Origin of the sequence: Nocardioides litoris, from assembly GCF_006346315.1 — a bacterium.
Classification (GTDB): Bacteria; Actinomycetota; Actinomycetes; order Propionibacteriales; family Nocardioidaceae; genus Nocardioides; species Nocardioides litoris.
In genome coordinates, this window is the sequence record NZ_VDMR01000002.1 from 455,672 (window position 1) to 467,540 (window position 11,869).

Here is an 11,869-nt window from a genome sequence, read left to right on the forward strand (position 1 = left end):
GGTAGATGAGGTCGTTCACGTCGGCCATCGCAGCGCCTCGGCGAGGTGGCTGCGGACCGTCTTGATGGTTCCCTGACGGCGTGGCCACCGGCCTTGACGTGTCCCGAACGCCCCGGTGGCGCCGGTCACGCCGCCACCGCGGTCGGCCGGCGTGGTCTCGAGACAGGCCGCAGGCGGCCCGGGACCACCGTGGGTCGGGCCGCAGAGCCCGGCGGTCCGGTCGCGGGTCAGTCGCCCAGGAACGCCCGCAGCGCGGCGAGCACCTCCGCGGGTGCCTCCTCGGGCACGAAGTGGCCGCCGGGGACGCCGTGGCCGGTGACCAGCGCCGGGTCGGCGTGGTGGTCGCGCCAGACCGCGAGCGCGTCGTAGGCGAGGCCGACGAACCCGGCCGCGCCCCACAGCACCAGCAGCGGGCAGGTGACCCGGAGCCCGGCGGCGTGGTCGGCGTCGTCGAGGGCCAGGTCGCAGGTGACGCCGGCGCGGTAGTCCTCGCACGTGGCGTGCACCGAGGCGGCGTCGAAGCAGTCGACGTACTCCTGCAGGGCCGCCTCGTCGAACACCGCGCCCTCGCCCGACCAGGCGGCGAGCTTGGCGCGCAGGTAGTGCTCGGGCGCGGCGCCGACGAGGGTCTCGGGCACGTCGGTCTCCTGCGACAGGAAGAACCAGTGCTCGTAGACCTGCGCCAGCAGCCGGTCGACGTGGCCGAGCACGTGCCGGGTGGGGGCGATGTCGAGCACCGCGGCCCGAGTCACGGCGTCGGGGTGGTCGAGGCACATCCGGTGGGTCACCCGGGCGCCGCGGTCGTGCCCCACGACGGCGAACCGCTCGTGGCCCAGCGCCCGCATGAGCCCGACCTGGTCGGCGGCCATCGCCCGCTTGCCGTACGCCGTGTGGTCGGCGCTCGAGGCGGGCCGCTCGGAGCGGCCGTAGCCGCGCAGGTCGGCCGCGACGACCGTGTGCGTCCCGGCCAGCGCGGGCGCGACCGAGTGCCACATGGCCGAGGTCTGCGGGTAGCCGTGCAGCAGCAGCACGGGCGGCCCCGACCCGCCGACCCGCGCGTGGATGCGGACGCTGCCCTCGTCACCGTCGACCGCGACGTCGACCTCGTCGAACCCGGGGAGCACCGGGTCGGCCACCGGCTCAGCCCCTCGTCAGCTCGGCGCCCATGGCCGCGATGACGACCTCGAGCCCCTTCGCGGGCCGGACCATGACGGTGAACGAGGTCAGCCGCCCGTCGGCGCCCCACCGCAGCATGTCGACGCCGTGCACGACCTTGCCGGACACCTCGGCCTCGAACTCCAGCACGGCCGACCCGTCGCCGTACCACTCCTCGAGGTAGCGCAGGGTCGGGCCGAGCACGACCATCGCGGCCCGCAGGTAGGCGGTGGTGAGCGCCTTGCCCTCCTGCGGTGTGTGCACGGCCGGGGAGCGGAAGACGCAGTCGTCGGCGAGCAGGTCGTCGAGACCGGCCGGGTCGCGGGACTCGACGAGGCGGTGCCAGGCGGCGACGGGGGCGGGGGCGTCGGGGGTGTCGGTGGCGGCGGTCACCGGGGCATTGTCCACCGCGGCGCGGCCGCACCGACCTCGCGAGGACGCCTGTGTCCCGGGCGCCGATGACGGCTCACCCCGGGGGGCGGGGCGGGGCGGTCTGTGCTCAGGGGTGTGGGACCGGCCCCGGGGGCGTGGCAACAATGGAGGTCATGGCCCTCCTCCACCGCGCCACGCTCACGCCGACCAAGGCCGAGATGCTCTCCGCCTGGGTCCCGCTGCAGCCCTGGTACGTCGGCCCGCCCGCGCCCGAGTCCGTCCAGGTGCTGGGCGCGTTCCGGTTCGACGACCCCGCCGACCGGGTCGGGCTGGAGACCTTCATCGTCCAGCCCGCCGGCGGCCCGGTGCTCCAGGTGCCGATCACCTACCGCGACGCCCCGCTCCCCGGCGCCGAGGACAAGCTGGTCTCCGAGATGCAGCACAGCGTGCTCGGGCCGCGCTTCGCCTTCTGCGGCTGCGACGACCCGGTCTACGTCGGCGCGCTGCTGCGGGCCGTGCTGACCGGCGACGCCCACGCCCCCGAGGAGGTCGAGGTCGACGGGGAGCGCGAGGTCCGCGAGTCGACGACCTTCGCCCGCGGCAGCGGCGTCCCCGGCACCGAGGTGCCCGAGGTCGGTCAGGTCGAGCAGCGCACCGAGGACGACGAGGGCACGGTCCTGCTCGCCGGTGGCCACGAGATCACCGTGTTCCGGGTGCTGCAGCCCACGACGGTGCACGACGTCACCGGCGCGCATACCCTCACGGGCCGCTGGCCCAACCACAGCGAGCCCGCGCTCCTGGCCCGCGTGCGCTGAGCGTTGCGCTGAGCGTCAGGTCCCCGGCACCGGCTGGTCGTCGGTGCGCGGCCCGAAGAAGCCGAGGTCGGCTGCCTGCTCCGCGCTGAGCCCCAGCGCTCGCAGCTGGGCCTGGGAGCGGCGGGAGAAGATCCCCCGCCACAGCTCGTACGCCGGCACCCGGTCGACCAGCCCGGAGGCCCGGCGGGGGGCGACGTCGTCGAGCACGGGTCGCCACAGGGGCTCGGCGAGCCGGGGTCGACCGAGGGCCTCGAGCAGGTCGGCGTGGTGGGTGCTGACGTCGTAGGTGATGCCGGTGCTGCCAGCATCGACGACCGCGGCCACGTCGGCCGCGTTGGTGACCAGCTCCTCGACGACGGCCGCCAGGGGGAGCGCGGCGCGCTCGGCGACCTGGAAGGCCGTCCACTCCGGCCCCGGCGCCCCGTCGGTCCGGCCGGTGAGGTTGTCGGCACCGACGCCGGCGAGGTGGGCGAGGACGTCGTGCACCGTCCAGGCCGGCGTGCCGGGGACGGGGCGGCCCCCGTCGTCGGGCGCGAGGCCGTCGGCGAGGGTGGCGAGCCGAGCCACGTGGTCGGCGTACAGGGCACCCCAGTCGGTCACGTCCAGACGCTAGTGGACAAGATTCCAGGAAAAGTCCGGGTGGGCTGTCGTACCCGGCCCGACCCGTTCGTGGAGAGGGTGTGAGGCAGCCGCAGGGGCCGCCACGACACCGATCCACGAGGAGCACGAGATGCCGCAGTACTTCCTGGCCGTCAACCACGACGAGGCCGGCGCCGCCGAGATGGCGGAGATGACGATGGAGCAGATGCAGCCGATCTTCGAGGCCGTCAGCGCCTTCAACGACGAGCTGCAGGAGCAGGGCGCCTGGGTGTTCGCCGGCGGCCTGCAGGACCACGCGGCCACGACCGTGGTCGACGCCACCGGCGACGCGCCGGTCGTGACCGACGGGCCGTTCTCGGAGTCCAAGGAGTACCTCGGCGGGTTCTGGATCATCGAGGCCGCCGACCTCGACGCCGCCCTGGCCTGGGCGGCCAAGGGGTCCAAGGCCTGCGCGGGCAAGGTCGAGGTCCGGCCCTTCCAGGCCGAGCCCGAGGCCTGAGCGGCGGGCGGGAGCCGGCCCGGTGGAGGCGGTCGAGCGGGTCTACCGCGAGGAGTTCGGCCGGGTGGTGGCCTCGCTGGTACGGCGCTTCGGTGACATCGACGTCGCCGAGGACGCCGCCGGCGAGGCGCTGCTGGTCGCGCTCGAGAGGTGGCCCGTCGACGGCGTCCCACCCAACCCGGGCGCCTGGCTGACCACGACCGCCGCCCGCAGGGCCATCGACCGGCTCCGCCGTGAGTCGCACCGCGACGCCAAGCACCAGGCCGCGCTGATGATCACCGACGACACGGCGCACGAGTCCACCGGACCGGTCGAGGACGACCGGCTCCGGATGGTCTTCACCTGCTGCCACCCCGCCCTGGCCCCCGAGGCGCGGGTCGCCCTCACGCTGCGGCTGCTCGGGGGCCTCACGGTCGCGGAGGTCGCCCAGGCCTTCCTGGTGCCCGAGACGACGATGGCCCAGCGCATCACCCGCGCCAAGCGCAAGATCGCGGGCGCGGGCATCCCGTTCCGGGTGCCGTCGGCGGCCGACCTGCCCGCCCGCCTCGACGCCGTGCTGGCCGTGGTCTACCTCGTGTTCAACGAGGGCTACCTCGCCACCTCCGGCACCGCGGTGCGCGACGACCTCACCGGCGAGGCGATCCGGCTGGGCCGGTTGCTGCACCGGCTGCTGCCCGAGGAGCCCGAGGTGACCGGGCTGCTGGCGCTGATGCTGCTCACCGAGGCGCGCCGACCCGCGCGCCTCGACGCCGACGGCACGCTGGTCGCGCTGCCCGAGCAGGACCGCGGCCTCTGGTCGCGCGAGCTCGTCGCCGAGGGGCACGCGCTGGTCCGTGCCTGCCTGGCCCTCGACCGGCCCGGCCGCTACCAGGTCCTCGCCGCGATCGGCGCCGTGCACACCGACGCCTCCACCGCCGCCGACGTCGACTGGTCGCAGGTGGCCGCCCTCTACGGCCAGCTCGCCGCGCTCGACCCGAGCCCGGTCGTCGAGCTCAACCGCGCGGTCGCGATCGCCGAGCTCGACGGCCCGGCGGTCGCCCTGGCCCGGGTCGAGGCCCTGGCCGGGCCGCTGGCGTCGTACCACCCCTTCCACGCGGTGCGCGCCGACCTGCTCCGCCGGCTGGGCCGCCCGGCCGAGGCCCGGGCGGCGTACGACGCGGCGCTGGCGCTGGTCGACAACCCGGCCGAGGAGCGGTGGCTGGCCCGCCGCCGCGACGGTCTCGACCCGCGGCGGCCGGGGGAGGAGCGCTAGCGCCGGACCGACCGGTCCACACGGTGGTCGAGGAAGTCGCGCTAGCGCCTGTCTCGAGACCATCTCCCGGCTGCGATGAGGTGGTCTCGAGACGGGACCCCGTCCCTCCTCGACCACCGTGCGCTCGACCACCGGGCGGCGCGCAGGGTGCCGCCCGCGACGACGGTCCAGACGAGGGCCAGCGCACCGAGCAGGACCGTCGCGGCGACGGTGAAGCCGGCCCACCCGGTCTCGGCGGCCAGGCCCGAGGTCGCCGTGACGACGGTGCCGAGCGGGAAGGTGAACGACCACCAGGCCAGCGAGAAGTCGAGGCCCGTGCGCAGCGCCGCGAGGGTGGCGACGGCGGCGACGGCCAGCCAGGTCGCGGCGGCCAGGGCGAGCACGCCCGCGACGACGACGCCCAGGTCGAGCTGGTGGGCCGCGGTCGAGCCCTGGCCGAGCGGGCCGAGCACGACGAACAGCGTCGGCACGGCCGCGGTCGGCAGCGGTCCGGTGCGGCGCAGGTGCAGCAGGACCCGCGACCCGACGACCGCGACGACCACCACGGCCAGCGCGAACAGGGCCAGCGCTTCGGCCCGCAGCCCCGGTACGACGACCGGCCCGGTCGCCGCGGAGACCATCGGCGGGACGACGGGCAGCAGCCAGACGGGCTGCGGGTCCCCGCGCAGCAGCCGGGGTGCGGCGGCGGTGGTGAGCAGCCCGAGCAGGGTGCCGGCGACCCAGAGCGCGACGGCGACCGGTCCGGGCAGCGTGCCGAGGACCACGCCTCCGGTGGCCACGGTCAGCAGCGCCATCGGGGCCGCGCCGACGAACGGCCACAGCGCCACGTCGGCCAGCAGGGCCCGGCCGCGGCGGGCGCACGCGACGGCGACCACCGCGAGCAGCCCGACGGCCAGCGCCCACAGGCCGCGTGCGGCGGTGGTCGAGCCCGGGACGGCCACGGGCAGCGTGGCCATCGCGACGGCGAGGATGCCGGTGCCCATGACCCAGGTGCACCAGTGGGGCCCGGCCGGGCCGAGCGGCGTACGGGGGTCGGCAGCCATGCGTCCAGGCTCGCGGCCGGGGCCGGCGCGCAGTAGTGGCTTCCGACCTGTGCGCTCACAGGCCGAGGCTGTGACAGGATCAACCGGTGAGCTCCCGCGTGCCCGACCTGGCCGGCCTGCGGCTGCTGGTCGCGATCGGCCGCCACGGCAGCATCGGCGCGGCGGCCCGCGAGGTCGGCACGACCCAGCAGTCGGCCTCGGAGCGGCTGCGCTCGGTCGAGGCGCAGACCGGTCTCACCCTCGTGCGCCGCGGCCCGCGCGGGTCGGAGCTCACGCCGGAGGGCGTGGTCGTGTGCGAGTGGGCGGCCCGGCTGATCGACCTCACCGACGAGATCGAGACGGCCGTGGAGGGGCTGCGGGGGGAGCGGTCGCGCGACCTGGCGGTGTGGGCGAGCATGACCGTGGCCGACGGCCTGGTGCCGCGGTGGCTGGTGCAGCTGCGCCAGCGCCAGGTCGCCGCGGGCACGACGCCGACCGCGGTCAGCCTGACCGCGGCCAACAGCCACCAGGTCGAGGACGCGGTGCGCGACGGCGTGGCGCACCTCGGGTTCGTCGAGGGCGTCCGCGCGCCGCGGGGTGTGCGGTCCCGGGTGGTCGCGCACGACGAGCTGGTGCTGGTCGTCGCCGCCGGCGACCGGCTGGCGCGGCGGCGCCGTCCGCTCGACCCGGCCGAGGTCGCGGCGCTGGCGCTCACCGGCCGCGAGGCCGGGTCCGGCACCCGTGAGGTCGTCGAGCAGGCCCTCGCCGAGCACGGGCTCGCCCTGGCCGAGCCGGCCGTCGAGCTGACCACGACGACCGCCGTCCGCGAGGCCGTGCTGGCCGGCAGCGCGCCGGCCTTCCTCAGCCGCCGCGCGGTCGCCCGCGACCTCGACAGCGGCCACCTCGCCGTCGTCGCGACGACGCTGGCGCCGCGGCGCGCGTTCCGGGCGGTGTGGGTCGGGGCGGCCGCGCCGCCCGCGGGACCGGTGCGCGACCTGGTGGCCATCGCCGCCCGTACCCTGGCCCCGTGAGCCAGCCCGCCACCCCTGCGCCCCTCTCGCTGCCGACCGATCCCGCCGCCTGGAACGCCTGGGTCCGCGACCGTGCCGCCGCCGGGCTCGCCGCCGCCCGCGAGGTCGTCGACGGGCTGCGCACCGCGCCCCCGACCGGTGACACCCTCGAGGTCCTGCGTCGCTGGGACGCGCTCTCGCTCCACCTCGGCAACGTCGCCGCCATGGGCTCGCTCATCGGCAACGTGCACCCCGACGAGGCCGTCCGCACCACCGCCGAGCGGGCCGAGCAGGACGTCAGCCGCCTCTCGACCGAGCTGTCCCTCGACCGCGGGCTGTTCGAGCTCTTCGACGGCCTCGACGGCTCCGGGCTCGACGAGCAGGCCACCCGCCTGCTGGAGAAGGTGCGCCGCGACTTCCGCCGCGCCGGCGTCGACCGCGACGACGAGACCCGCGCCCGCATCACCGCCATCCAGGAGCGGATGACCGAGCTCGACCAGGAGTTCGGCAAGGCCGTGCGCGACGACGTGCGCACCATCCGGGTGCGGCCCGAGCAGCTCGACGGCCTGCCGGCCGACTTCCGCGAGGCCCACCCGGCCGACGACGACGGCCTGGTCACCATCACCACCGACTACCCCGACGCCGTGCCGACCCGGCAGTTCGCCCACGACCCCGAGGTGCGCCGCGAGATGCTCGAGGCGTTCCTCGACCGGGGCTACCCGCAGACCGACCCGCTGCTGCGCGAGCTGTTCGACCTGCGCCACGAGCTCGCCACCCTGGTCGGCTACGACGACTGGGCCTCCTACGACGCCGAGGTCAAGATGATCGGCGAGGGCCCGGCCATCGCCGCGTTCATCGACCGCATCGCCGAGGCGGCGGCCGAGCCGATGCAGCGCGAGCTCGCCACCCTGCTCGAGCGCTACCGGAAGGACTTCCCCGACGCCGAGCAGGTCAGCGGCGCCGACGCCCCCTACTACCTCGAGGCCGTGCGCCGCGAGCAGCTCGAGGTCGACTCGCAGGAGGTCCGCACCTACTTCGCGTTCGAGAAGGTGCGCGCGGGCCTGCTCGACGTGACGGGTCGGCTCTTCGGGCTCCGGTACGACGAGGTGCCCGACGCCCCGGTCTGGCACGCCGACGTGACGGCGTACGACGTGGTCGACGTCGACTCCGGCGAGGGCCTGGGCCGCATCTACCTCGACCTGCACCCGCGCGAGGGCAAGTACAAGCACGCCGCGCAGTTCACGCTCACCGACGGCGTGCGGGGGGTGCAGCAGCCCGAGGGCGTGCTCGTGTGCAACTTCAGCCGCGGCCTGATGGAGCACGACCACGTGGTGACGCTGTTCCACGAGTTCGGGCACCTGGTGCACCACGTGCTCGGCGGCCACGTCGACTGGGCGCGCTTCGCCGGCGTCGCCACCGAGTGGGACTTCGTCGAGGCGCCCAGCCAGATGCTCGAGGAGTGGGCCTGGGACCCCGAGGTGCTGCGCGGCTTCGCCACCAACGCTGCGGGCGAGCCGATCCCGACCGAGCTGGTCGGGGCGATGCGGGCCAGCGACGACTTCGGCAAGGGCGCGCAGGCGCGGACCCAGATGTTCTACGCCGCGATGTCCTACCGCTTCCACGTCGAGCGACCGGCCGACCTGACCGCGCGGATGGTCGAGCTGCAGGAGCAGTACTCCGCCTGGCCCTACCAGCCCGGCACCCACATGTACGCCTCGTTCGGCCACCTCGGCGGCTACAGCTCGGCCTACTACACCTACATGTGGTCGCTGGTCATCGCCAAGGACCTCTTCAGCGCCTTCTCCGGCGACGACCTCTTCGCCCCCGAGGTCGCCCGTCGCTACCGCGACCGGGTGCTGGCCGCCGGCGGCACCAAGGACGCCGCCGACCTCGTCGCCGACTTCCTCGGCCGGCCCTACACCTTCGACGCCTACGCCGCCTGGCTGGCGGGCTGAGCCGTGGCCGACGGTGACGGGGGCGGGGCCTGGCCGCCGGGGTTCTTCGACCGCGCCGACGAGCGCGACGACGCCGACTTCTACGCCCCGCCGCGACTCGTCACCCACATCGACGACGCGGCCATCGCCGCGGTCACCCGCCTCTACGACGAGCTCGGCGTGCCCGAGGGCCGGGTGCTCGACCTGATGTCCTCGTGGGTCTCCCACCTGTCCCGGCGGCCCGACGGCGGCCTGGCCGTGCTCGGCATGAACGCCGCCGAGCTCGACGCCAACCCGCTCGCCGACGAGCGCGTCGTCCAGGACCTCAACGTCGACCCCACCCTGCCCTTCGCCGACGCGTCCGTCGACGCGGTGACGTGCTGCGTCTCGATCGACTACCTCGTCCGCCCCGTCGAGGTGCTCCGCGAGGTCGACCGGGTCCTGCGGCCCGGCGGCGTCGTCGTGCTCACCTTCAGCAACCGCTGCTTCCCGACCAAGGTGATCCGCGGCTGGCTGTCCACCGACGAGGCGGGCCGCGCCGCCATCGTGCGTGCCTACCTCGAGCGCGCCGGCTTCGACGACGTCCGCACCGAGCTGCGCAACCCCGGCCGCCGCGGCGACCCGCTGTACGCCGCCTGGGCCCGCTCGGCCTGAACCGGGGCCTCCCGCCGACGGGACGACCGCGCCCTCAGCGCGCCGTGCGGACCAGGTCGACGTAGGCGTCGGTCCACCGGGTGCTCGGGGCGCTCGAGCCGACGGGGGACAGATCTGCGTTCATGCGAGGGGTGTCGGCCTGGCGACCTCACCGCTCGAGCGGTGACACCCAGGTCGCCTGTCGTCCACGAGGTCCCGGTACGCCGACTCGGCTGCCGTCACCGTCCGGTTGACGCCTGCCGAGGGCGGCCCGACCCTGCCGCTCGGCGGGCGCGGGCCGGCCGCGGCCCTGGATCGACGGGCACAGCCGTTCCCGGACCCGCCCCGCACGGCGCCGCCCTCCCGGTCGCACAGGTCGGGGCTCCGTGGCGGTCGTCCGCCTCCGCGGCTCCAGGTGGAGGCCGCCGTCGGTCGGTTGACGGTCAGGGTCGCCCGCCGGCAGCGTGCCGTCCGAGGACACCACCCGAGCGAGGCCCGGGAGGTGACAGGAGCGGCCGGCTCTCCGGGGGGCTGGGTGCTGCTCAGGGGCGAACGGGGCCCGTCCGCCTCGACAGGAAGTGGACGGCCGCGCGCCCGGGATGGCGCACGTCGACCTGGACGCGCACCTGCCGACCGACGAACGCACGGGTGATCCGCAGGTGCCGCGTGCGTTCGGGCACGCGCTGGCCGCCCACCCGCCAGCGGTAGAAGACGCGCGCCCCCCGTGTCGGGGCGGGGAACCGGACCGTGAGGCGTTCACCCACCTCCGGCCGTCCGCGGATGACGGCTCGGCCCCGCCCGGCGGCCGGCAGGAGCGGCGCGATGACCACCGGCGCGGAGGCTGCGCCGGCGGGTGGCGAACCGATCCCGGAGGCCGTGACGACGGCGTGGATGCGGTCACCGGGACGCACGAAGAGCCGGTGGCGGTCCTCGCCCTGCACCCGCTGCCCGTCCGGGTGCAGCGCCAGCCGCGGCCCGCCGAAGAAGGCGGGGTCGAGCGCCACGCCGTTGCGGAACCACTGGTAGCGGTAGAGGTTGGGGGCGGTCGTCCACACGCCCCGGGAGACGGTCAGCTCGCCGATGGGCCGGGCGGTGCCGGTGATGCGCGGCGCCGTCGTCGCCGCACGCACCCGCGACGGCCGGGTGGTGTCGATGCTCTGCAGCTGCCGGTCGTCGGACACGGAGCCGTCGGACCGACGGACGTGCGAGGCCACCAGCACGCGCCCTCCGATGGCCCCGAGCAGGGAGAGGTCGGGGTCGCCACCGAGGGTCGGGCCCTCCAGGCCTCCGCGCGAGAGCGGGAACGTCCCCCGCGTGGTGCCGTCGGTGCGCCACAGGACCCGCCCGAAGTCGGACCACCCCGTGAAGTAGACGAGGTCGCCGACCACGGCCGAGTAGGACCCCCCGGTCGGTGCGTCCGGCAGCCCGGCGACGAACGCCGGCCGACCGGTCGCCGCGTCGACCCGCCACAGCAGCCGCTGGGCCTCGGTCCTGGGCCCGAGGGGCGAGGGCCGATCGGTGGTGGTCGTCACGTAGAGGTGCCGGGCCGTCGCAGCGAGGACGGTGAGGCCGGACTGCTCGCGCATGACCTCCCGCGAGCCGGCAGCGGTGCCGTCGGAGAGCCAGAGCCGTTGGTGGACGTCGGAGAGGAGGAAGAGCTTGTCGGTGCGGCCCGGCAGCTCCACGGTCGAGGCGAGGTCCCCTGGCCCCGACGCGGCCGCGAACCGCCGCGTCCCCTCCGGGGTGCCGTCGGTCGTCCACAGGGTCGGCCCGGAGCTGAACCAGACGCGTCCACCGATGGTGCGGAAGCCGTGCGGCGTGCCGCTGTCAGGTCCGGGGCGGAGGTCCTTGACCAGCTCGGTGGTGACCCCGTCGGTGCGGTAGAGCTCGATCCCCCTGTACGGCGAGTCCGACGGCCCTGAGGACCAGCCTGCGAAGTAGCCCCAGCCGTCGAGGACGGCCATCGTCCCGCTGGAGAACTCGAACTGGCCGTACCCGGGGCTGAACCGTCGGGCCGCGGTGAGGCCCGGGTCGACGGCGTACAAGGCGTGGTCGCGGTCGGCGAAGACGAACCGGTCGCCGATGGTGCCGACGATCATGTCCTCGTCGCCGGTCGGCAGCCCGTCGAAGCCGGTCACCCGCTCGAACTGGCCGGTCTCGTCTCCGACGTGGACCTGACCACCGACCGTCACCATGAAGAGCCGGTCCGTCGTCGCGTACAGGCTGAAGCCGCCCCCGCGCTCGCCGAGGTCGTCGGTGACCATGGCGGTGCCCTCCGGTGTGCCGTCCGAGCGCCACATCTGCTGGCCGTGGACCCGGTCGCTGGCCCGGAAGTACAACGAGCCGCGGAAGGGGACTCCCATCACCGGGCTGCCCGAGACCCAGGTGAACGCCCGCTCCTCGACCGGGAGCGTCTCCTCGGCCTGCGCCGACGGCACCGCGAGGAGGGACACGAGCAGCACCAGCGCGCAGCACGCCCGGGCAGCGAGGTGGTGGGGCACGGACGGCTCCTGGGGTCGCACGCGGCGCGGTCGCCGTGTCGTGGGTGGGCCCGAGGGTGCGAGTCTCCGTCCCGGA

At 75.4% G+C, this 11,869-nt stretch carries 11 protein-coding genes; 6 read left to right on the forward strand and 5 right to left on the reverse strand.

Translation table 11 applies throughout. From position 1 onward, the window contains the following. Positions 1 to 227: 227 nt before the first annotated feature. Both FJQ57_RS10275 and FJQ57_RS10280 read right to left on the reverse strand, forming a co-directional pair. On the reverse strand, positions 228 to 1,136 hold the full coding sequence (locus FJQ57_RS10275) for an alpha/beta fold hydrolase (RefSeq protein WP_139979852.1): 909 nt from the start codon (positions 1,134 to 1,136) through the stop codon (positions 228 to 230). A 4-nt stretch (positions 1,137 to 1,140) separates the two neighbouring features. Beyond that, positions 1,141 to 1,548, reverse strand: coding sequence for a nuclear transport factor 2 family protein (locus FJQ57_RS10280; RefSeq protein WP_139979854.1), 408 nt, complete (start codon positions 1,546 to 1,548; stop codon positions 1,141 to 1,143). A 152-nt stretch (positions 1,549 to 1,700) separates the two neighbouring features. Between FJQ57_RS10280 and FJQ57_RS10285 the strand changes: the two genes are divergently transcribed. After that, positions 1,701 to 2,342 (forward strand): maltokinase N-terminal cap-like domain-containing protein, encoded by a 642-nt coding sequence (locus tag FJQ57_RS10285; RefSeq protein WP_139979856.1) that lies wholly within the window; start codon positions 1,701 to 1,703, stop codon positions 2,340 to 2,342. 15 nt (positions 2,343 to 2,357) lie between these two features. Here the strand turns inward: FJQ57_RS10285 and FJQ57_RS10290 are convergent, their stop codons facing one another. Beyond that, entirely contained in the window at positions 2,358 to 2,942 is a 585-nt protein-coding gene (locus tag FJQ57_RS10290; protein WP_170219365.1) for a maleylpyruvate isomerase N-terminal domain-containing protein, read from the reverse strand. A gap of 130 nt (positions 2,943 to 3,072) precedes the next feature. On the opposite strand from FJQ57_RS10290, the gene FJQ57_RS10295 reads away from it, so the two are divergent. Together FJQ57_RS10295 and FJQ57_RS10300 are read left to right on the forward strand one after the other, a co-directional pair. Then, positions 3,073 to 3,441, forward strand: a complete 369-nt coding sequence (locus FJQ57_RS10295; RefSeq protein WP_139979860.1) for a YciI family protein — start codon at positions 3,073 to 3,075, stop codon at positions 3,439 to 3,441. Positions 3,442 to 3,463: 22 nt separating this feature from the next. Continuing rightward, a complete protein-coding gene (locus FJQ57_RS10300; protein WP_139979862.1) occupies positions 3,464 to 4,693 on the forward strand; it encodes an RNA polymerase sigma factor in 1,230 nt (409 codons plus the stop codon). 41 nt (positions 4,694 to 4,734) lie between these two features. Here the strand turns inward: FJQ57_RS10300 and FJQ57_RS10305 are convergent, their stop codons facing one another. Further along, the gene (locus FJQ57_RS10305) at positions 4,735 to 5,736 is read right to left on the reverse strand and encodes an SLAC1 family transporter (protein ID WP_139979864.1); all 1,002 of its coding nucleotides are present in this window, start codon (positions 5,734 to 5,736) and stop codon (positions 4,735 to 4,737) included. Positions 5,737 to 5,822: 86 nt separating this feature from the next. Here FJQ57_RS10305 and FJQ57_RS10310 point away from each other — a divergent pair, with 86 nt between their 5' ends. From FJQ57_RS10310 to FJQ57_RS10320, 3 genes are read left to right on the forward strand one after another with little or no spacing between them, the layout of a single operon-like run. After that, a complete protein-coding gene (locus FJQ57_RS10310; protein ID WP_139979866.1) occupies positions 5,823 to 6,746 on the forward strand; it encodes a LysR family transcriptional regulator in 924 nt (307 codons plus the stop codon). Then, on the forward strand, positions 6,743 to 8,680 hold the full coding sequence (locus FJQ57_RS10315) for a M3 family metallopeptidase (RefSeq protein WP_139979868.1): 1,938 nt from the start codon (positions 6,743 to 6,745) through the stop codon (positions 8,678 to 8,680). Before FJQ57_RS10310 ends, FJQ57_RS10315 begins: the two co-directional genes overlap by 4 nt. Positions 8,681 to 8,683: 3 nt before the next feature. Next, positions 8,684 to 9,313, forward strand: coding sequence for a methyltransferase domain-containing protein (locus FJQ57_RS10320; RefSeq protein ID WP_139979870.1), 630 nt, complete (start codon positions 8,684 to 8,686; stop codon positions 9,311 to 9,313). A 521-nt stretch (positions 9,314 to 9,834) separates the two neighbouring features. On the opposite strand, the gene FJQ57_RS10325 is transcribed toward FJQ57_RS10320, so the two are convergent. Further along, positions 9,835 to 11,793: a hypothetical protein gene (locus tag FJQ57_RS10325; protein WP_139979872.1), complete on the reverse strand. Its 1,959-nt coding sequence runs from the start codon at positions 11,791 to 11,793 to the stop codon at positions 9,835 to 9,837. Positions 11,794 to 11,869: the final 76 nt, after the last annotated feature.

What these genes read in the sequence shown, in the direction of transcription:
- FJQ57_RS10285 (WP_139979856.1), top strand. Translation starts at nt 1,701, where the DNA reads ATGGCCCTCCTCCACCGCGCCACGCTCACGCCGACCAAGGCCGAGATG.
- FJQ57_RS10295 (WP_139979860.1), top strand. Translation starts at nt 3,073, where the DNA reads ATGCCGCAGTACTTCCTGGCCGTCAACCACGACGAGGCCGGCGCCGCC.
- FJQ57_RS10305 (WP_139979864.1), bottom strand. Translation starts at nt 5,736, where the DNA reads ATGGCTGCCGACCCCCGTACGCCGCTCGGCCCGGCCGGGCCCCACTGG.